Genomic DNA, 20548 nt, shown 5'->3' with positions numbered 1-20548 from the left:
ACTCTATTTTGTTGGTAAGAAAATGATTGACATTCATTCTATTAAATAATGATTATAATTTACTAAAAAATGAACTTATCGGAAGAATTTTGGGATAAAAAGTATCTAAATAATAAGGTTGGTTGGGATTTAGGAGTTGTTTCTCCTCCTTTAAAAATGTATTTTGATCAACTTATTAATAAGGATTTAAAAATACTCATACCAGGAGGTGGAAATTCTTACGAAGCAGAATATCTTTTTAACCGTGGTTTTAAAAATGTTTTTGTGGTAGATCTTTCTAAAACTGCTTTAACAAACCTAAAAAATAGAGTTGTCGGTTTTCCGTCATCACAATTAATTCATGCTAATTTTTTTGATGTCGAAACTACTTTCGATTTGGTGATAGAACAAACTTTCTTTTGTGCTATAGATCCACTTTTAAGAGAAAAGTATGCGTTAAAAATGCATCACTTATTAAGAGCTAAGGGTAAATTGGTGGGTTTGCTTTTTGATGCAAAACTAAATGAAGATCATCCACCTTTTGGTGGAAATAAAAACGAATACACTTCTTATTTTGAACCCTTTTTTACAATGGATGTTTTTACAAAATGTTACAATTCTTATGCAAATAGGCAAGAAATGGAGTTGTTTATGAAGTTTGTAAAAAAATAAAAGATGATGTATAAAAAAACCTCAAAGGGTTTTAAAATCTTTGAGGTTTGTATAGCGTAGGTTTTGGTTTTAACTAGAATACATACTGTAAAAAAGCAGAGAAATTACGTCCTGGTTCTGTAATTGGCGTTCTTCCAAAATCTGCTTGGTTTGTAAATGAAAAATTTAAATGACTATTATAGCCTTTATCAAATACGTTTAAAACAGCAACACCTAAGGTTACATTTTTAAGTGGTTTGCCTCCAAAACGAAGATCTAAAGTTTGATATCCATCTGTACTGGTTTCTCCATAGCTTTCAGAAATATTATCTTGTTTAGAAACTAGATTATATTGTGCGTTTGCCCATAATTTTTCTTTTTCGAAACCAAGTGATAATTTGGTTGTAAAAGGAGGTGTTAAGGGTAAAGATTCCTCTAAATCTTTGTTTTTTGTATACACGTAAGAAAATGCTGTTTTAAAATTATAGTTCTCTAAAAAATCTAGTCTAGCCATGGCTTCGAAACCTGTTTTGTAAGCTTCATCTAAATTTTGAAAAACTTTTACATTGGTGGGTTCTGCGGTAGGGTTAAATTTTCTTGTAATGTTTGGGTTTACAATACCAACAATGTAGTTTTCGAAATAAGAATAATAAACAGAAGTTTCGAATTGAAAACTATTAAAGCCGTTTTTAAGTTCTTCAAAACCTTTAATCCCTATTTCGAACTGATTGTTTATTTCTGCTTTTAAATCTGGGTTTCCAATATATTCATACGGATCTTGCCCTACCGTAAAATGATTTATAAAACGCTCAATCATATTTGCAGTTCTAGTTCCACGACCATAAGCGGCTTCTAATATATAGTTATCAGAAATTATTTTTTTAACCGAAACAGTTCCGCTAAAAGTGTGTTCTGTGCGTTTTTTTAAATCATACATGGCTGCAAAATCTGCTTCTGGATCTTTAATATCTGAAGTTACATTGTCATAACGAACACCTGCAGTTAAAATGGTGTTTTCTGCTAAATTGTATCTTGCTTCTGTAAAAACACCAAGATCTGTAATATAAGAATCTTGCCAAACTTTATCATTAAATGTTTTTGGAGTAGCTAGTTTGTTGCCATTCATTATTTTTACAATTCTGGTTCTTCCGCCATCTCTTGCAATATTCATAATATCAACTCCAGAAAATATATCTAGGTTTTTAGAAGGTTTCCAATTCATTTCAATTTTACCACCAATAGTTGTTGCCTCTACGGCAGAAGCGGCTTCCATCATCATAAAAGAAGGTCTGTTGTTATTGGTCATTAAATGATCTACATAACTATGGTATCCCTTTACGGTAATAGACTTTATTATTTCTGCAATATTGTCTATTTTGTAATCTACGGATAGAATGCTACTGTTATCATAATCAGTATCCATAGGCAAAGCGGCATGTAAAACATCTCGTCCAAAAGATTGTCTCCAGTCTACTTTTAAACGCTGATTTTGTGTAAAGTTATAGCCAACTTTAATTCCGTAATCAGAGCTTTTAAAAGAAGACGGAATTGTGGTTCCAAATCCATCTTTATAATTACCAAAATCACGATAACCAACATTGGTAACAATATCAAATTTTTCATTGATATATTTTAGTTCTGCTAAACTTACAAGAGAATTTCCGTTGCTTTCAAAGCCACCAGATACTTTTCCGTGTAAACCATAATCGTTATAATCTGGTTTTTGTGTAACAAGGTTAATAATTCCACCAAAAGTAGCGCCATATCTAACCGTGTATGGACCTTTAATAATTTCAATTCTCGAAATTTCTTCAGGAATAATGTGTGTTGTTACAGGATCCATTCTGTTAGGGCAGGCATGCATTGCTTTTGTGCCACCGTCATATTGAATGTTTAATTGTTCGTACTGTGCGCCTCTAAAAGAAGGATCTATGGCATAATTACCTCTTTTAATTACAGAAAAACCGTTAATGTTGTTAAACAAATCGGCAACATTTTTAGGTTGCACAATCTTTTTAGCATATTGATTAGCAATAGAGCTAAATACAGGGTCTTTCTTTGTTTTTCCTGTAATAATCACTTCATCTAGTTGTACTGCTTTTTGTTTGGTACTATCTTTTTTTGTGTTCTCTTTTTCTTGACTATAAGACGTAGCCGAAATTAGCGCGCATAAAAGCACTTTATAAAATATTTTCATTGATAATTGTTTTTATTTTTAGGTATTTAATGTTTTATAGAAACTCTATAAAATGAAAAAACAATTATGCATTTGGTGGATGAAAATAAGTAGTTGATAATTTAAAATAATAAAGATTTAAATACTGAAAAGTTGGTTTGTTTTGATAGGTGTTTTTAGTAAAATGAAAAGAAGAAATTTTTTGATTGTAAACCAAAATATCTTTAAAATTGATGAGTTCTACAGGTTGATTTTTTTCTTGATTGGCTGTTTTGGTAATCTTTTTTAAATGGCATTTACCATTACATTGTAGTTCTGGTTTGTCTTTGTTTTCGCAAAAAGTCTCAATAAAACCTGCTGTATCTAAATTATAATAGATGTACGTTATAGAAACTCTTAAACTGTTGTAAAGTATAAGAGTGCTGAATAATATAGAGAAAATTAGTTTCCAGTTTTTCACAAATACAAAATTAGAAGATATAAGTATCTTTTATTATGACTTTTATCATTTAAAGCTTCTATTGCTTTTAGGTTTGTTAGTGTGATACAATAGTATCGTTATATTTTTAATATCTGTGCTACTTATGTTACAAAAAAGAAGCCGTATGAAGTGTAATTTTACACTGTAAAAGTTAAAATGATATACTTATGAATACCTTAGAAACAGCAGAACAAGAAGCATTTGCAATGCCAAGAATTGGAGATAAAGCTCCTCAATTTACAGCAACTACCACGCAAGGAGAAATTAATTTCCCTTCAGATTATAAAGGTAAATGGTCTATATTATTTAGTCATCCTGCAGATTTTACGCCAGTTTGTACTTCAGAGTTTATGACATTTGCGCATTTAGAAGAAAAATTTGAAAAAGCCAATTGTAGTCTTATCGGTTTATCTATTGATGGTTTATACAGTCATATTGCATGGTTAAGAACTATTAAAGATAAAATTGAATTTAACGGAATGAAAAATATAGAAGTGAAGTTTCCCTTAATCGAAGACATTTCTATGAATGTTGCCAAAAAATACGGAATGATTCAACCAGGAGAAAGTAAAACACAAGCCGTTAGAGCAGTATTTTTTGTAGATCCTAATGAAACTGTTAGAGCAATTATTTATTACCCATTAAGTTTAGGGCGTAATTTTGATGAATTATATAGAGCATTAATTGCTATGCAAACATCCGATGAGTTTAATGTAGCAACTCCTGCAGATTGGAATCCTGGAGACGATGTAATTGTATCTCCTGCTGGATCTTGCGGTGTAGCAGAAGAAAGAATGACTTCTACAGAAGAGTTAGATTGTAAAGATTGGTTTTTCTGTACTAAAAAACTAGATAAAGATTTAGTTTTAGATACAATTTTAAAAAAATAATAATTTTATTAATTTCTTACAAAAGAGACTAGTGTTTTAAAACGGTCTCTTTTGTAATATTAGTTACAAATAGCTTCTAATTAAGAACCTAAATTTGTGCATTAAATATCAATAAAATGGTTAAAGAACATTTTTATCAAGTTAACGTAAATTGGAAAGAGAACAGAAAAGGAGTGTTAAGTTCTAACGTTTTAGATGAAAAAATAGCAATAGCTACACCTCCAGAATTTCCTAAAGGAGAAGCAAATATTTGGACACCAGAACATTATTTTGTAGCCGCAATTAATGGTTGCTTAATGACGACCTTTTTAGCTGTGGCAGAAAATTTTAAACTCAATTTTGTGAATTTTGAATCGAATGCGGTAGGAAAACTAGAAATGGTAGACCGCAAATTTATGATGAGCGAAGTAGTTTTAAAACCAATTGTTACAATTTCTAATGAAGCCGATATTGATTTAGCTAAAAAAGTGGTAGAAAAATCAGAAAATGCATGTTTAATATCTAATTCTGTAAATGCTACGATTAAATTAGAAATAACAATTAAAGTAAAAAAAGACTAAAAATATAGACTTAAAAAAGATGGCGTTTCAGGAGTGAATTCCTTATTTTTATTGGCGCTTATAACCATTACTATTTTTATAATAAATTAAAAAAGTTTTCTATGGAAGACATGCTCTTTTATGATAGAATGCAATTTGCATTTACTATTACATTTCATTATCTATTTCCACAATTAACCATGGGTTTATCTTTGTTAATTGTTTATTTTAAATGGAAATTTCTTAGAACAGAAATTACAAAATACAATGATGCTGCAAAGTTTTGGATGAAAATATTTGCACTTAATTTTGCCATGGGAGTTGTAACTGGTATTCCTATGGAATTTCAATTCGGAACAAACTGGGCAAAGTTTTCTGAATTAACAGGAGGTATTATTGGTCAAACTTTAGCCATGGAAGGCATGTTTTCCTTCTTTTTAGAATCGTCCTTTTTAGGGCTCTTTTTATTTGGTGAAAAACTATTGGGGCATAAACTGCATTTTCTTACCGGTTTTCTGGTTTTTTTAGGTTCTTGGGCAAGTGGTTATTTAATTATTGCAACCCATTCTTGGATGCAATACCCTGTAGGATATGAAATTTTAGAAAACGGAAAATTTGTGCTAAATAATTTTGGAGCTTTATTTTCTAACCCTTGGCTATTGCCTTCTTATTTACACAATCAGGCAGCTTCTTTAGTTACGTCTTCATTTGTAGTTGCTGCTATCGGAGCCTTTTATTTATTAAGTGATAAGCACCACGAATTTGGAAAACTATTTGTAAAAACAGGTGTTGTTTTTGGTTTGGTTTCTAGCCTATTAGTGGCTTTTCCAACAGGAGATTTAGCTGCTAAAAATGTAGTAAAACATCAACCTGCAACCTTTGCAGCAATGGAAGGAATTTTTGAAACCGAAGATGGTGGGTCTGAAATTGTATTGATTGGACAGCCAAATATGTTAGAAAAAAAATTAGATAATAAAATTGCAGTACCTAATATATTAAGTTTTTTAACGTATCAAGACTGGAATGCAGAGATTAAAGGTTTAAATGAGTTTGATGAAAGTGTGCATCCTACAAATGTGCCAGGGTTGTATTATTCTTACCATATAATGGTTGGTTTAGGAACTATTTTTATTGGTTTAATGCTATTAGCTTCTGTACAATTGTTTCGAAAAAAATTATATAAAACAAAATGGATTTTATGGGCATTATTATTTATGCTGCCATTTCCATACATTGCAAATACCACGGGTTGGTATACGGCAGAATTGGGTAGACAGCCTTGGTTGGTGTACAATTTATTAAGAACTTCAGAAGGCGCATCTCCAACAGTTTCATCAGGAAATACATTATTTACTTTATTGGGTTTTATTGGTTTATATCTCCTTTTAGGAATGTTATTTTTAATGTTAGCAGGAAAAATTATTAACAAAGGTCCAGAACTAGAAAAACACTAATAAATTATGGAATTATTTTGGTATATCGTTTTAATGACAATGTTGGCTATTTATGTAATTTTAGATGGTTATGATTTTGGTGCAGGAATTATCCACTTGTTTTTTGCAAAAAAAGAAAAAGATAAAAAAGCAATCACTAATGCAATAGGTCCTTTTTGGGATGCAAATGAAGTTTGGTTAATTGCCGCAGGAGGAGTTTTGTTTTTTGCATTTCCAACTTTGTATGCATCTTCGTTTAGTGGTTTTTATTTACCATTAATCATGATTTTATGGCTGCTTATTTTTAGAGCAATTGGCTTAGAGTTAAGAGGGCAGGTGCATAACAAAATGTGGGAGGCTATTTGGGATAAAGCTTTTGGAATTGCTAGTTTATTGTTGGCTTTGTTTTTTGGAGTTGCGCTAGGTAATGTTGTTAGAGGTGTAAATTTAGGGGGTGTTGTAAACGGAGTTTCTACCCACGAAGCACATTATTTCTTTTTACCACTTTGGAATCCTACTTTTAGTCCGCAAGCAGAACAATTGGGTATTTTAGATTGGTTTACCGTTTTGCTAGGAGTAATTGGTGTAGTAGCTTTAACAATTCATGGTGCCAATTGGATTATTTTTAAAACCAATTCTGATATTAATGAAAAGCTAAAAAAAGTAGTGTTTAACTTAACTTTTGTATTGTTAGGTTTGGTAATTATTTCTCTTTTGGTTTGGCATGTTATGGAGCCAAAACCTTTTCATAATTTCTTAAACAAACCTTGGTTATTTATTTTTCCAATCATCACTTTTACGGGGTTATTTGGCTTGTTTAAAGTAAAGTCGTTTCAACAACATGGTAAAGGATTTTTATTTAGTTCGTTGTTTTTATTTGGTGGATTAACTTCTACTGTGGCATCTATATTTCCAAAAGTTTTACCATCAACAAATAACATAAACCCAGATTTAACTTTGTATAATGTTGCCGCAGAAGAATACGGATTATCTGTGGGGTTATACTGGTTTCCAATAGCAGTTATTTTAGTAGCTATTTATATGGTAATACAGTATAAAGTTTTTAAAGGAAAAATGGATGATGTGGGTTATGGAGAGCATTAATTTAGACAATACTTTATGTTATGACAGATACGCTTATTGCAATCATTAGTATTTTTGTAGGAATGATTGGAGCAAATTTTTTAGGTGTTTTTGCAAAGAAATACTCATTGCAATTTATAGGAAATACCATTACAGGTATTTTTGGAAGTATCTTCTTTATAAAAATGTTGGGTAGATTGGGTTTTGACCCCAGGACAATTATGAAATCTGGAACTGTAAATATAGTTTTGTTTTCTATTAATATGCTGGTGTCCTTTTTTGGGGGTGTTTTGGGTTTAATTTTTGCGAAGTGGATGATTAGTAAAATGAATAAATAAGTTGAAAAATAATCAAACAGATAAGGTGTTTGATTATTTTTTGTACATTTGTTAACCAAATGGTTAAACTATACAGTTAATAATGAAGAGTAAGAAAAACGAAAATACCGAAAGTTTAATTTTAGAAGCAGCAAAGTCTATTTTTCAAACAAAAGGAATGGATGGTGCTCGTATGCAGGAAATTGCAGATAAAGCGGGTATTAATAAAGCGATGTTGCATTATTACTATAGAAATAAGCAGTTGTTGTTTGAGGCAGTTTTTAAAAATGCCTTTTCATTATTAGCGCCTCAATTAAACACCATTTTAAATGATGATTCTACTATTGAAGAAAAAGTGATAAATTTTTCATCAAACTATATTTCATTTATAGCGGAGCATCCATACTTACCCAATTTTATTATTCAAGAATTGAATAGAAACCCTGATTTTATTTTAAAAATGAAGGAAAGTAACGGATTTCCAAATCTTAAAAAATTTAAAAAACAAGTAGAGCGTGAAGTTGAAAAAGGGAATATTAAGAAGATAAAAGCCGCACAATTATTCATTAATATTTTAGCGCTAAATGTATTTCCTTTTATAGGGAAACCATTAATTAAGAGCTTAATTTCGGTTGATGAAGAAGGTTTTCAGCAACTCATAGAAGAGCGTAAAACAGCTGTTGCCGATTTTATCATTAATTCAATAAAAATATAAGATGAAAAAAATAGCATTCATTTTAATAGTAAGTATTAGTGTTTCTGCATTTTCGCAAGAGCGTTTTACGCTTACGGATTGTTATCAACTATTAGAAACAAATTATCCTTTGGTAAAACAACATCAATTATTAGAAATTCAGCATCAAAAAGATGCAGAAATTATTTCTAATTCTAAATTACCTCAATTTAATATTGATGCACAAGCAACGTATCAATCAGATGTAATAGAACTTCCTGTTGCAATGTCTAGTGTTGAGCCTCAAAATAAAGATCAATATCGTGCTACATTTTCTATAAATCAACTTATTTATAACGGAGGTGTAACAAATGCCAATTTAAAAATAAAACAAGGTCAACTTAAAACCAATCAAAAACAAATTGATGCAAATATGTATCAGTTAAAAACACAAATTAATCAACTGTATTTTTCAATTTTATTAACGCAAGAATCTTTAAAATTATTAGAGGTAAAAGAGCTTCAGTTACAAACTAAATTAAAAGAAGTAAAATCAGGAATTAAATATGGCACATTATTACCTGCTTCAGATAGTGTTTTAGAAGCAGAATTGTTAAAAATTAAACAGCAATTTATAGAGGTTGAAAGTAGCCAATTATCTTTAATAGAAACGTTATCTAGTTTGGTAGGGAAACCTTTTAAAGCTGATGTAAAATTAGAAGTTCCGTTAATTAGTACGCAATTAAATAACGAAATAAACAGACCCGAATTAGAATTATTTAGGTTAAAAAAAGAAGAAGTTAATAATTATAAATTGCTTATTTCTAAACAAAATTTACCAAAAGTAAATGGTTTTGCAACTGGCGGTTATGGTAACCCAGGGTTAAATATGTTAGATAATTCTTTTCAAACTTTTTACACTGTTGGTATTAAATTACATTGGAATGTTTTTGACTGGAACACCAATAAAAAACAGCAAAAAGTGGTTGCTATCAATAAAGATTTTATAGAAAATGAAACAGAAATTTTTAAATTAAATACCCGTATAGCATTGAATAAGCAGCAAAAGGAAATTGAAAAAATTACTGCATTTATAAATTCTGATGTAGAAATTATAGCACTTCGTAAAAAGGTATTGAAAACGTTAGACTCTCAACTTAAAAACGGGGTCATTACATCATCAATTTACACAACAGAATTCACCAATTTATTTGAAGCAGAAAACACTTTGTTAAAACATAAAATACAAATAGAATTAGCAAAAGCAAATTACAATACTATAAAAGGAGAGTAAATACGCCGCAAATTTCGCAAATCTACGAAGATAAAAAGTTTGCAAAAAAAATCAGCGATAATCTGTGAAATCAGCGGGAAAAAAATTAAAAAACGAACTAAAATGAAAAATTACAATTACATATTAGCCTTAATCATTATTGTCACAACATTATTTTCTTGTGGAAAAGACAATGGAAAAGCAGATGGTTATGGGAATTTTGAAGCTACAGAAGTAACCATTTCTGCAGAAAATAACGGAAAACTGATTCAGTTTACTATTGATGAAGGCGATCAACTTAAAAAAGACCAATTTGTTGGTTTTATAGACACTGTGCAATTGGCTTTAAAACGAGAACAATTAATGGTTTCAAAATCTGTAATTAGTTCAAAATCTAGAGGGGTTCTATCACAAATTTCTGTGTTAAATTCCAAATTAAAAACAGCCAAAATTAATAAAGCCAGAACAGAAAACTTAATTAAAGACAACGCAGGTACACAGAAACAATTAGATGACGTTTCCGGAGAAATAGATGTTATTAAAAGTCAAATTAGGAGTGTCGAAATTCAGAATGCACCTGTTGTGAATGAGCTAAAAAATATAGATGTTCAATTGAAACAACTTGATGATCAAATTCAGAAAAGTAAAATAATTAATCCCGTAAACGGAACCGTTTTAACTAAATATGCAGAGCCAAATGAAATTACTGCTTTTGGAAAACCACTGTATAAAATTGCAGATTTAAGTACCATGGAATTGCGCGTTTATGTGAGTGAAACACAATTAGCAAACATTAAAATAGGACAAAAAGTTGAGGTTAAAATTGATGTTGCAGATGCGATGGAAACGTATCAAGGAATTGTTAGTTGGATTGCTTCGGAAGCAGAGTTTACGCCTAAAATCATTCAAACCAAAGAAGAACGAGTTGCGTTAGTGTATGCTGTAAAAATTAATGTTGTAAACGATGGAAGTTTAAAAATAGGGATGCCTGCAGAAATGTGGTTAACACAAGAATAAATGGGTATTACAATTAATAACATATCAAAATCTTATAAAAAAGTAAAAGCCTTAGAAAACATTTCTTTTGAAGTGAAACCGGGTGAGCTTTTTGGGCTAATTGGTCCTGATGGAGCTGGTAAAACAACCTTGTTTAGAGTTTTAACCACACTCTTAATAGCCAATGAAGGCACAGCAAGTGTTGCGGGTTTTGATGTAATTAGAAATTATAAAAGTATCAGAAAAAATGTGGGTTATATGCCTGGGAAATTTTCTTTGTATCAAGATTTAACGGTTGAAGAAAACTTAAATTTTTTTGCCACCATTTTTGGAACAACCATCGAAGAAAATTACGATTTAATTAAAGATATTTATATTCAAATAGCTCCTTTTAAAAATAGAAGAGCGGGTAAGCTTTCTGGAGGGATGAAACAGAAATTGGCTTTGTGTTGTGCTTTAATTCATAAGCCAAAAGTGTTGTTTTTAGATGAACCTACAACGGGAGTTGACCCAGTTTCTAGAAAAGAATTTTGGGAAATGTTAAAACGTTTACAGCAAAAGGAGATTACTATTCTAGTTTCTACACCCTACATGGATGAAGCTGCTTTGTGTGATAGAATTGCATTAATTGAGGGTGGTAAAATTTTAGAAATTGATACACCACAAGCCATTGTAAAACAGTATCCAAAACAAATTTACAATGTAGGTGCCAATAATATGTATCAGCTTATTAATAGTTTAAAGAAGTATAAACACAATCATAGTGTGTATCCTTTTGGTGAATTTGTGCATTATACAGATGGTAGGTCAGATTTTAATCCAACGGAGTTGGAAACGTTTTTAAAGTCTAAAAACCTAACCAATATCAGCATAGAAAAAACTGCCGCAACGATTGAAGATACTTTTATGGAATTAGCAAAATAAGTATCAGTTAGAGCGTTGTTGGGAACTATTTTTAATGTCAAGACTGTGTTTAATGATAGAAAAGAGAGAAAATAATGAGTAGTAACAATGTTATAGAAGTAGAAGGGTTAACCAAAACATTTGGAGATTTTACTGCTGTAAATGCTATTTCTTTTGATGTTAAAAGAGGTGAGATTTTCGGTTTTTTAGGTGCAAATGGAGCTGGTAAAACAACGGCTATGAAAATGCTGATAGGTATTTCTAAGCCAACTTCTGGAGTTGCAAAAGTTGCTGGTTTTGATGTATACACACATGCCGAAGATATTAAGAAAAACATTGGTTATATGAGTCAGAAATTTGCATTGTATGACGATTTAACGGTGAAAGAAAATATTACTTTTTTTGGAGGAATTTATGGTTTGTCTAGAAAAAGTATCAAAGAAAAATCTTCTGTGTTAATTGAAGAATTAGGCTTAGAAAGTGTTGCCACAAAATTAGTAGGTTCTTTGCCATTAGGTTGGAAACAAAAATTATCGTTTTCGGTGTCTTTACTTCACGATCCTAAAATTGTGTTTTTAGATGAACCCACAGGTGGTGTAGATCCGATTACAAGGCGTCAGTTTTGGGAATTGATTTACAAAGCCGCCCATCAAGGAACCACTGTTTTTGTAACTACACATTATATGGATGAAGCAGAATATTGCGATCGTGTTTCTATTATGGTAAATGGAAAAATAGAAGCTTTAGATACTCCGAAAAAATTGAAAGAACAGTTTAAAGTTGATAATATGAATGATGTGTTTTTAAAATTAGCGAGAGGTTAAATACTATCCCACAGATTTCGTAGAAAAAGTATAAGTAACTCTAGAAAAAATCAGCGTTAATCGGCGTAATTAGAGGGAGAAAAACTAGAAAATAAGAATGTTGGGTTTTAAAATTAGAAAAAAATAATAAAGGTGTCTCGCAGATAACGCAGATTTACGCGAATAAAATAAAAAAAAGAAACAGTTATGGAAGAAAAAACAGAAAATGAAATATCTTATATAATTAGAGGAGCAATTTTTAAAGTCTATAATGAATTAGGTCCAGGTCTGTTAGAATCTGTTTACGAATCTATTTTATTATATGAGCTAGAAAAAGAAGGGTTATCTGTTAAAAGACAAGTTTTGTTACCAATATTTTATGATGATATTATACTGGATAATGGTTATAGGTTAGACTTATTAGTAAATAATAAAGTAATAATTGAAATAAAATCTGTTGAAAAACTGGCAAACGTACATCATAAACAAGTGCTTACTTATTTAAAGCTTTCTAAATTGAAATTAGGAATATTAGTCAATTTTAATGAAGATAATATAACAAAAGGTATTTTTAGAAAAGTGAATGGATTATAAAGAGTGTTTCGCGGATAACGCAGATGTTCGCAGAAAATAGAATAAATCTGCGTTTATCAAGGCAATCTGCGGGAGAAAAACTAGAAAATAAGAATGTTGGGTTTTAAAATTAGAAAAAAATAATAAAAAGTGTCCCGCAGATAACGCAGATTTACGCGGATAAAAAAAAATAGTTTTAAAAAATCAGCGCTAATCTGTGAAATCAGCGGGAAATCAGTTACAGAAATAAAATAATGAAAAGATTTATAGGCTTCATAAAAAAAGAATTTTACCATATTTTTAGAGATAAACGCTCGTTGTTTATCCTCTTCGGCATGCCAATTGCTCAAATTATGCTATTTGGTTTTGCAATTACCAACGAAATTAATAATGTAGATATTGCTATTTTAGATCACTCAAAAGATGCTACTACAGAAGAAATTATTCATAAAATTGCTGCTTCAAAATATTTTAGTATTAAACAAATTATAGAAAAAGAAGCTGATATAGAAACTATCTTTAAAAAAGGACATGTAAAAGCTGTTTTAAACTTTGAAAACGATTTTAGCAAAAACCTTCGTAAAAAAAACAAAGCAACTATTCAAATTATTACAGACGCCACAGATCCTAACACTGCCAATACCATCAGCAATTTTGTAAATGCAATACTTCAAAAATATCAAAAGGAGTTAAATAAAGACATTACAATTGCCTATCAAATTGTACCTGAAACACGCATGGTGTACAATCCGGAATTAAAAAGTGTATATATGTTTGTTCCTGGAGTTATGACTATTATTTTAATGCTAGTTTCTGCAATGATGACATCCATTTCTATTACGAAAGAAAAGGAATTAGGAACCATGGAAATACTGCTAGTATCACCTTTAAAACCATTTCAAGTAATTATTGGTAAGGTGTTTCCTTATATTTTTCTATCTATAATTAATGCTATTGTAATTGTCTTGCTAAGTATTTTTATATTTAAAATGCCTGTTCAGGGAAGCTTTTTGCTCTTAGGTTTAGAAAGTGTTTTATTTATTATTTCAGCCTTGGCTTTAGGTATTTTAATTTCAACAATTTCGGCCACACAACAAACTGCAATGATGATTTCTTTAATGGGATTAATGCTACCCGTAATTTTATTATCTGGTTTTATTTTTCCTATTACAAGCATGCCTTTACCACTACAAATTATTAGTAATATTATTCCTGCAAAATGGTTTATCATCATCATAAAAGGCATTATGCTTAAAGGTGTTGGAATTGAATATGTATGGAAAGAAACCTTAATTTTATTAGGAATGACAGTGTTTTTTATTGCATTAAGTGTTAAGAAATATAAAATTAGATTAGAGTAAAATAGATAACAATATTCAGTTCTCAGTAAGCAGTAAAATATGAAAACAATTCTATACATTATACAAAAAGAGTTTAAGCAAATCTTTAGAAATAAAGGAATGCTTCCAATTATTTTTGTTTTGCCATTGTTGCAATTGGTTATTTTATCTAATGCGGCTACTTTTGAAGTAAAGAATATTAAATTTGGCTATATAGATAATGATCATACATCAACTTCAATAGCATTAATAGAAAAGTTTAATGCTTCTACCTATTTTAATGTATTAACAGATTTTCCATCAGAAGCATTGGCAAGTTCTGCAATGTTAAAAGGAGATGTTGATGTACTTTTACAAATACCACATTATTTCGAACGCGATTTACAAAAGGAAAAATACAATAAATTAGGGGTTACACTTAATGCTATTGATGGTGCGGTGGCTGGAGTGGAAAATGTGTATGTAACTCAGGTTGTGCAACGGTTTAATCAATATTTAAAAATTGACCTCATCCAAATTTCAGACCAACAAATACAACCGGTTAGTATAGAAACCATTCCTTTATTTTGGTATAATAAAACATTAAACTACAAAACATTTATGGTTCCAGGAATCCTTGTTTTATTGGTAACTATGATAACGTTGTTTTTATCAGGAATGAATGTAGTTCGCGAAAAAGAGATAGGTACTTTAGAGCAAATAAACGTAACTCCAATTAAAAAAAGTCAGTTTATAATTGGGAAACTTTTTCCGTTTTGGGTAATTGGTATGGGGTTATTAACGGTGGGTTTAACTTTAGCAAAAGTTATTTTTAACGTTCCTATGATTGGTAGTTTGCCACTGATGTACTTATACACGTCTATTTATATTTTAGTAATTTTAGGCATTGGGCTATTCATTTCTAATTTTACAGACACACAGCAACAAGCAATGTTTATTGCGTGGTTTTTTACTGTTATTTTTATTTTAATGAGCGGCTTGTTTACTCCTATTGAAAGTATGCCAAAATGGGCTCAAGTGGTTACTGAATTTAACCCTATAAAATATTTTGTTGAAGTAATGCGTATGGTCATGTTAAAAGGTTCTGGTTTTACAGATATTTTTCCGCAATTAATGAAAACTTTTTTTTATGCTTTAATTATGAATGGTTTAGCTGTTTGGAGTTATAAGAAAACAAACTAAATTTTTTGTGTAACATAAGTTACTGTGTAGGTTTTAAGTTGAAATTACCTTTACTTAAAATTAAAAGAATGTCTAAAATTGTGATCTTAGGGGCAGGTATTTCTGGTCATGTTGCTGCGGCTCATTTACGCAGAAAGCTATCTAAAAAACACGAAGTTGTTGTGGTTTCTCCTAATAGTAACTATCAATGGGTTCCTTCTAATATTTGGGTAGGAATTGGTAGAATGAAATCAGAAAAAATCTATTTTCCTTTAGCACCTTTATATAAAAAGAAAGGCATAGGTTTTAAACAAGCAAAAGCAATTTCTTTTTTTCCTGAAGGCGATAAAACAGAAGATAAACCATATGTTTTAGCAGAATATGTAGTTGGAGAAAACAAAGGTAAGCAAGAAAAAGTAACCTACGATTATTTGATTAATGCCACAGGACCTAAATTAAATTTTGAAGCTACAGAAGGCTTAATCCCCGGAAAAAACAAAACTTTTTCGGTTTGTACTTATACACATGCAGATCATGCTTGGGCAGGGTTAGAAGCCTTAATTCAAGAAATGAAAAAAGGTAAAAAAGCTAAAATTTTAATTGGTACAGGTCACGGAAAATCTACTTGTCAAGGAGCTGCTTTCGAATATATTTTAAATGTAGAGCGAGAATTACACAAACATAATGTACGTGATTTGGCAGAAATTACATGGATTTCTAATGAATATCAATTAGGTGATTTTGGGATGGATGGTATGTTGTTAAGCTACGGAGGCATGACCATGAAATCTCATGAAATGGTTGAAATGATTTTTGAAGACAGAGACATTAAATGGATACTTGGCGCAGGTGTAAATAAAATTGAAGACGGCATAGCACATTATGAAAATTTAGACGGAGAATTTAAGTCAGAAACGTATGATTTTGCCATGTTAATTCCTTCGTTTTCGGGTCATGGGTTTAAAGCTTATGATAAAAATAAAAAAGAGATTACAGAAAAACTCTTTAAAGGCTTTATGCTAGTAGATGCAGATTATACACCAAAGCCTTATGAAGAATGGTCTGTAAAAGATTGGCCAGAAACGTATCAAAACCCAAGTTATAAAAATATTTTTGCACCCGGAATTGCCTTTGCACCTCCGCATGCAATTTCTAAACCAAGAACAAGTAAAAACGGAACGGTTATTTCTCCTGCACCACCAAGAACAGGTATGCCTTCTGGTATTACAGCAATAATAGTAGCAGATAATATTATAGATTCAATAAAGAAAGGAAAAGAAGTACTTTCTCATAAAGGATCTATGGGCAATATGGGTGCAGCTTGTATTGCATCTGCTGGTTACGGACTTACATCCGGAAGTGGTGTAAGCATTACAACGTTTCCAATTGTGCCAGATTATGAAAAGTATCCAAAAACACAAGGAAGACAATTAGGCAAAACTTTTGGAGAAATAGGTTTAGCAGGGCATTGGCTAAAATTAGCATTGCATTATGCCTTTATTTATAAAGCTAAAATGCGTCCGTTTTGGTGGTTGATTCCAGAATAATATTTAGTTCACCTTGGCAATCATCAGTTTTTATAAAAAACAAAACACAAACAAAATGACACAAAGAATATCAAGATATCAAAGATTTAAAATGATGAATCCTATCATTCAGTTTTTCAAATTTATTTATTTAAGTATAAAAATAATGCTTGTTGTAGCTGGAGGGCACGGAGGAACTAGAAAAGTAAATTGATGTGGTTATCAGTTTTAGTTGGTTAAAGATGTTGGTTGGTTTCAATATCTTGAAAAAAAAGAGAGCTTTATGCTCTCTTTTTTGTTTAACTATGTAACATTTGTGGCTTTACAATTGTTTTTTATTGTTGAAATTTAATAATTAATTTTAAATGAGACAAGATGAAAAATTTTAATCAAAAGCACCAATTACCTATTGTAATAACAATAATAGTGCTTACTTTTTTATACGCATGTAATGATAACGATACTATTAATACTGTTAATGAAGATGCTACAGAGCAAGTTTTAATTGATGCAGACAAAGCTTCTTTATTATTTATGTTAGAAGAAGAAAAATTAGCAAGAGATACCTATATCTATTTAAATGATGTTTGGTCTATAAATCAATTTGCTAATATTAAAGATAGTGAGCAAACTCATATGGATGCCATTCAGAAACTATTAGTTATGTATCACATTGAGTTTACTATTTTGCCTATTGGTGAATTTAAAAACAAAGGTCTTCAAGATTATTATAATCAATTTAAAGTAGATGGAGCTATAAGTGCATCTAATGCTTTTCAAATAGGCGCTACCATTGAAGATTTAGATATTGTAGATTTACAAGAGTATATTGATGCTACTAATAATTCCTCTTTAATAACCGTTTTCGAAAATTTAAAATGTGGTTCTAGAAACCATTTAAGAAGCTTTATTAAAGGTATTGATAAAGCAGGAGATTCTTATACTCCTCAGTTTTTATCTCAAAATGAATATGAGAGTATAATTTTAGGTAGTCAAGAACAATGTAATTAAAGTTTTACTTCGATTATACCAAAAAGCACTCTTTTTAAAGTGCTTTTTTAATGGAAAAGGTTTTATAGCATGTAACATAAGTTACAGACCACCATGTATTCTAAACTTACTTTTGTACTAGATAATAGAACATACATGAAAAATACACTATACATAACCCTACTTTCTTTGTTTGCAAATGCATTGTTTGTGCAAGCGCAAGAAATAAAACCAATTTCTAAAAAAGAAATCTTATCTATTGTTGCAGAAAAAAATACAACAATTAAAATTTCTGAAGAAGCATTTAATGCTGCAAAGGGAGATTATAAGCAAACAAATGCGGTGTTTTTACCAAACATAACTGCAAGTCATACTGGTATTTCAACAACAAATCCATTAATGTCTTTTGGGTCTAAATTAAATCAGGAAATACTAACACAAAACGATTTTAACCCTGCTTTATTAAATGATCCAACAACTACTAGAAACTTTGCAACGAAGATAGAAATTCAGCAACCATTAATTAATTTAGATGGCTTTTATCAAAGAAAAGCAGCGAAATCTAAAATGGAAGCCATGTCTTTGCAAACAAAACGTACACAAGATTATTTGGTTTTTGAAGTAGCAAAAGCTTACATGCAATTGCAACTAGCTTATAAAGGTGTTGCCGTTTTAGAAAAAGCCTTAGAGGCTGCGAATGCAAATAAAGAAATGGCAGATAATAGTTTTAAACAAGGTTTTTTACAGCGAGCTGATGTTTTAAATGTAGAGATAAGAGTTACGGAGGTTAAAAACCAATTGCAAACAGCAAAAAGTAATGTGCAAAATGCATCTAATTATCTATCGTTTTTAATGAATGATAAAAGTGATGTTTTATATGAACCCACAGAAAGTTTAGCAGTTGCTAATTTTACTGTTGATAGTAAAACAATTTCAGAAAACAGAGCAGATATTAAAGCAATGCATTTAGCGTCTAAAGGATATGAAGCAATGAATAAAGCTGATAAAATGGCTTTTTTACCTCGTTTAAATGCTTTTGGAAGTTATGAAATGTATGACAATAAAGTGTTTCAAGGAAATGCCAATGGTTATTTAATTGGCGCTCAGTTAAGTTGGGATATTTTTAAAGGTTCTAAACGTTTTGGTAAAGCACAGAAAAGTAAAGCCGAATTTGAAAAATCGAAGTTAGAATACAACCAATATGTGTCTAAAAGTAATTTAGAATTGAATAAAGTAAAGCGCCAATTACTAGATGCAAAAAACAGGTTAGAATTAACCAATTTAGCTGTAGAACAATCTGAAGAGTCTTTAAGAATTAGAAAAAATAGATTTAAAGAAGGTTTAGAAAAAACGTCTGATTTATTAATGGCAGAAACTCAATTTGCACAAAAGCAATTAGAATATTACCAAACTATTTTCGAATATAATTTTACACAAACCTATCTAGAGTTTTTAACGAAAGAATAAAAAGAGAAACAAGAATTAAGAACCAAGAATCAAGACAACTGTTTGTGTATTTCTGGTTGAAAAAAAAGTAAATATAATTATCCTACAAGGTTTCAAAAATTTTGTAAGTATTAAATAAAAACCAAATTCAAATGAAAAAATACATACATATAATAGCATTATTTGCAGCTTCATTAATAATAACGAGTTGTGGAAGTGAAGAAAAAAAAGAAGCAGTAGACAATACACCTGCAATTAAGGTTGCAATAAGTAAAGTTGCTATAAACAATAACAGTCCGTTTTTATCTGCAAGTGGCAAAATACAAGCAACTAACAGTGCAGATTTAAGTACAAGAATGATGGGTTATGTGAAGAATGTACACGTAAATGTTGGCGATAAAGTTAGAAAAGGTCAGTTGTTAGTGTCTATTAATAATACTGATTTACAAGCAAAAAAAGGACAAGTAAACGCTGGTATTACACAAGCTAAAACTGCTTTTACAAATGCAGAAAAAAATTACAATCGTTTTAAAAATTTGTATGAAAGTAAAAGTGTTACCCAAAAAGAAATGGATGACATGACGGCTAATTATCAAATGGCAAAAGCAGGTTTAGAAGCTGCCAATCAAATGAAAAATGAAATTAATGCACAGTTTGCATATTCTAATATTACAGCGCCTTTTAGTGGTGTTATTACTAGTAAAAATATTGAAATAGGAGATATGGCAAACCCAGGAATGCCGTTAATTAGTTTGGAAGCGCCTGGTGAATTTGAAGTAATTGCAATGGTTCCTGAAACTGAGATTTCGCAAATTAAAAATGGTACAACTGTAAATGTTTTGGTAAAATCTATGGATAAAATATTAAAAGGTAACGTTACGGAAGTAAGTATTTCTGCTAAAAATACAGGCGGACAATATTTAGTGAAAATAAATTTAGAGAAAACTGCGGTACCTATTTTATCTGGCATGTTTGCTACGGTTCAGTTTCCTGTAGAAAGAAAAACAACATCAGCATTGGTTTTAATCCCTACAGAGGCAATTATAGCAAAAGGACAGTTATCTGGTGTTTATACCGTAAGTGAAAGTAACACAGCGCTATTACGTTGGTTGCGTTTAGGAAGAAAATTTGGAGATAAAGTAGAGGTTTTATCTGGCTTAAATGCCGATGAATCTTACATTGTTTCTGCAGAAGGAAAATTATTTAACGGAGCTAAAATAAGTGTTCAGTAAAACAGTTTTCAGTCATCAATTGGCAGTTGCAGTTATCAGTAAGATAAAATTTTAAACAAGAATTATAGCGTTAAGGATAGCAG

At 30.5% G+C, this 20548-nt stretch carries 21 protein-coding genes; 19 read left to right on the top strand and 2 right to left on the bottom strand.

What is annotated here, in order from left to right; genetic code table 11:
- Positions 1–69: 69 nt before the first annotated feature.
- A complete protein-coding gene (locus WHD07_RS09600) occupies positions 70–651 on the top strand; it encodes a methyltransferase domain-containing protein (protein ID WP_343328222.1) in 582 nt (193 codons plus the stop codon).
- 73 nt (positions 652–724) lie between these two features.
- On the opposite strand, the gene WHD07_RS09595 is transcribed toward WHD07_RS09600, so the two are convergent.
- Positions 725–2827, bottom strand: coding sequence for a TonB-dependent receptor domain-containing protein (locus tag WHD07_RS09595; protein ID WP_343328221.1), 2103 nt, complete (start codon positions 2825–2827; stop codon positions 725–727).
- A 64-nt stretch (positions 2828–2891) separates the two neighbouring features.
- The gene (locus WHD07_RS09590) at positions 2892–3266 is read right to left on the bottom strand and encodes a hypothetical protein (RefSeq protein WP_343328220.1); all 375 of its coding nucleotides are present in this window, start codon (positions 3264–3266) and stop codon (positions 2892–2894) included.
- A gap of 188 nt (positions 3267–3454) precedes the next feature.
- On the opposite strand from WHD07_RS09590, the gene WHD07_RS09585 reads away from it, so the two are divergent.
- The 18 genes from WHD07_RS09585 to WHD07_RS09500 all read left to right on the top strand — a co-directional run bounded on the left by WHD07_RS09585 (position 3455) and on the right by WHD07_RS09500 (position 20465).
- Positions 3455–4177, top strand: a complete 723-nt coding sequence (locus tag WHD07_RS09585; protein WP_343328219.1) for a peroxiredoxin — start codon at positions 3455–3457, stop codon at positions 4175–4177.
- Between the two features lie 116 nt (positions 4178–4293).
- On the top strand, positions 4294–4737 hold the full coding sequence (locus tag WHD07_RS09580) for an OsmC family protein (protein WP_343328218.1): 444 nt from the start codon (positions 4294–4296) through the stop codon (positions 4735–4737).
- A gap of 101 nt (positions 4738–4838) precedes the next feature.
- On the top strand, positions 4839–6170 hold the full coding sequence (locus tag WHD07_RS09575; RefSeq protein ID WP_343328217.1) for a cytochrome ubiquinol oxidase subunit I: 1332 nt from the start codon (positions 4839–4841) through the stop codon (positions 6168–6170).
- A 6-nt stretch (positions 6171–6176) separates the two neighbouring features.
- Complete coding sequence (gene cydB, locus WHD07_RS09570; protein WP_343328216.1) at positions 6177–7253, top strand: cytochrome d ubiquinol oxidase subunit II; 1077 nt, start codon at positions 6177–6179, stop codon at positions 7251–7253.
- A gap of 20 nt (positions 7254–7273) precedes the next feature.
- Positions 7274–7570: a hypothetical protein gene (locus WHD07_RS09565; RefSeq protein WP_343328215.1), complete on the top strand. Its 297-nt coding sequence runs from the start codon at positions 7274–7276 to the stop codon at positions 7568–7570.
- 82 nt (positions 7571–7652) lie between these two features.
- Entirely contained in the window at positions 7653–8264 is a 612-nt protein-coding gene (locus WHD07_RS09560; RefSeq protein WP_343328214.1) for a TetR/AcrR family transcriptional regulator, read from the top strand.
- Between the two features lies 1 nt (position 8265).
- Positions 8266–9516, top strand: a complete 1251-nt coding sequence (locus WHD07_RS09555) for a TolC family protein (RefSeq protein ID WP_343328213.1) — start codon at positions 8266–8268, stop codon at positions 9514–9516.
- A gap of 102 nt (positions 9517–9618) precedes the next feature.
- Positions 9619–10512 carry an HlyD family secretion protein gene (locus WHD07_RS09550; RefSeq protein WP_343328212.1) on the top strand — a complete coding sequence of 298 codons (894 nt, stop codon included), beginning with the start codon at positions 9619–9621 and terminating at the stop codon, positions 10510–10512.
- Positions 10513–11415, top strand: coding sequence for an ABC transporter ATP-binding protein (locus tag WHD07_RS09545; protein WP_343328211.1), 903 nt, complete (start codon positions 10513–10515; stop codon positions 11413–11415).
- Positions 11416–11489: 74 nt separating this feature from the next.
- Positions 11490–12218 (top strand): ABC transporter ATP-binding protein, encoded by a 729-nt coding sequence (locus WHD07_RS09540; protein ID WP_343328210.1) that lies wholly within the window; start codon positions 11490–11492, stop codon positions 12216–12218.
- Between the two features lie 186 nt (positions 12219–12404).
- Positions 12405–12791, top strand: a complete 387-nt coding sequence (locus tag WHD07_RS09535; protein ID WP_343328209.1) for a GxxExxY protein — start codon at positions 12405–12407, stop codon at positions 12789–12791.
- A gap of 233 nt (positions 12792–13024) precedes the next feature.
- Complete coding sequence (locus WHD07_RS09530) at positions 13025–14131, top strand: ABC transporter permease (RefSeq protein WP_343328208.1); 1107 nt, start codon at positions 13025–13027, stop codon at positions 14129–14131.
- Between the two features lie 39 nt (positions 14132–14170).
- Positions 14171–15292: an ABC transporter permease gene (locus WHD07_RS09525; RefSeq protein WP_343328207.1), complete on the top strand. Its 1122-nt coding sequence runs from the start codon at positions 14171–14173 to the stop codon at positions 15290–15292.
- Between the two features lie 68 nt (positions 15293–15360).
- Complete coding sequence (locus WHD07_RS09520; protein ID WP_343328206.1) at positions 15361–16818, top strand: FAD/NAD(P)-binding oxidoreductase; 1458 nt, start codon at positions 15361–15363, stop codon at positions 16816–16818.
- A 55-nt stretch (positions 16819–16873) separates the two neighbouring features.
- Positions 16874–17011: a hypothetical protein gene (locus WHD07_RS09515; RefSeq protein ID WP_170062922.1), complete on the top strand. Its 138-nt coding sequence runs from the start codon at positions 16874–16876 to the stop codon at positions 17009–17011.
- A 161-nt stretch (positions 17012–17172) separates the two neighbouring features.
- On the top strand, positions 17173–17808 hold the full coding sequence (locus WHD07_RS09510) for a DUF2202 domain-containing protein (protein WP_343328205.1): 636 nt from the start codon (positions 17173–17175) through the stop codon (positions 17806–17808).
- Positions 17809–17943: 135 nt separating this feature from the next.
- Positions 17944–19254: a TolC family protein gene (locus tag WHD07_RS09505; protein WP_343328204.1), complete on the top strand. Its 1311-nt coding sequence runs from the start codon at positions 17944–17946 to the stop codon at positions 19252–19254.
- A gap of 131 nt (positions 19255–19385) precedes the next feature.
- Complete coding sequence (locus WHD07_RS09500; RefSeq protein ID WP_343328203.1) at positions 19386–20465, top strand: efflux RND transporter periplasmic adaptor subunit; 1080 nt, start codon at positions 19386–19388, stop codon at positions 20463–20465.
- Positions 20466–20548: the final 83 nt, after the last annotated feature.

Origin of the sequence: Polaribacter staleyi (assembly GCF_038024045.1) — a bacterium.
GTDB classification, from domain to species: Bacteria; Bacteroidota; Bacteroidia; order Flavobacteriales; family Flavobacteriaceae; genus Polaribacter; species Polaribacter butkevichii.
The sequence above is the reverse complement of the archived record's forward strand: the minus strand, read 5'-3'. Positions and strand labels throughout refer to the sequence as shown.

Coding starts and splice junctions, on each gene's coding strand:
- WHD07_RS09600 (WP_343328222.1), top strand. CDS start 70: ATGAACTTATCGGAAGAATTTTGGGATAAAAAGTATCTAAATAATAAG.
- WHD07_RS09595 (WP_343328221.1), bottom strand. CDS start 2,827: ATGAAAATATTTTATAAAGTGCTTTTATGCGCGCTAATTTCGGCTACG.
- WHD07_RS09585 (WP_343328219.1), top strand. CDS start 3,455: ATGAATACCTTAGAAACAGCAGAACAAGAAGCATTTGCAATGCCAAGA.
- WHD07_RS09580 (WP_343328218.1), top strand. CDS start 4,294: ATGGTTAAAGAACATTTTTATCAAGTTAACGTAAATTGGAAAGAGAAC.
- WHD07_RS09575 (WP_343328217.1), top strand. CDS start 4,839: ATGGAAGACATGCTCTTTTATGATAGAATGCAATTTGCATTTACTATT.
- cydB (WP_343328216.1), top strand. CDS start 6,177: ATGGAATTATTTTGGTATATCGTTTTAATGACAATGTTGGCTATTTAT.
- WHD07_RS09565 (WP_343328215.1), top strand. CDS start 7,274: ATGACAGATACGCTTATTGCAATCATTAGTATTTTTGTAGGAATGATT.
- WHD07_RS09560 (WP_343328214.1), top strand. CDS start 7,653: ATGAAGAGTAAGAAAAACGAAAATACCGAAAGTTTAATTTTAGAAGCA.
- WHD07_RS09555 (WP_343328213.1), top strand. CDS start 8,266: ATGAAAAAAATAGCATTCATTTTAATAGTAAGTATTAGTGTTTCTGCA.
- WHD07_RS09550 (WP_343328212.1), top strand. CDS start 9,619: ATGAAAAATTACAATTACATATTAGCCTTAATCATTATTGTCACAACA.
- WHD07_RS09545 (WP_343328211.1), top strand. CDS start 10,513: ATGGGTATTACAATTAATAACATATCAAAATCTTATAAAAAAGTAAAA.
- WHD07_RS09540 (WP_343328210.1), top strand. CDS start 11,490: ATGAGTAGTAACAATGTTATAGAAGTAGAAGGGTTAACCAAAACATTT.
- WHD07_RS09535 (WP_343328209.1), top strand. CDS start 12,405: ATGGAAGAAAAAACAGAAAATGAAATATCTTATATAATTAGAGGAGCA.
- WHD07_RS09530 (WP_343328208.1), top strand. CDS start 13,025: ATGAAAAGATTTATAGGCTTCATAAAAAAAGAATTTTACCATATTTTT.
- WHD07_RS09525 (WP_343328207.1), top strand. CDS start 14,171: ATGAAAACAATTCTATACATTATACAAAAAGAGTTTAAGCAAATCTTT.
- WHD07_RS09520 (WP_343328206.1), top strand. CDS start 15,361: ATGTCTAAAATTGTGATCTTAGGGGCAGGTATTTCTGGTCATGTTGCT.
- WHD07_RS09515 (WP_170062922.1), top strand. CDS start 16,874: ATGACACAAAGAATATCAAGATATCAAAGATTTAAAATGATGAATCCT.
- WHD07_RS09510 (WP_343328205.1), top strand. CDS start 17,173: ATGAAAAATTTTAATCAAAAGCACCAATTACCTATTGTAATAACAATA.
- WHD07_RS09505 (WP_343328204.1), top strand. CDS start 17,944: ATGAAAAATACACTATACATAACCCTACTTTCTTTGTTTGCAAATGCA.
- WHD07_RS09500 (WP_343328203.1), top strand. CDS start 19,386: ATGAAAAAATACATACATATAATAGCATTATTTGCAGCTTCATTAATA.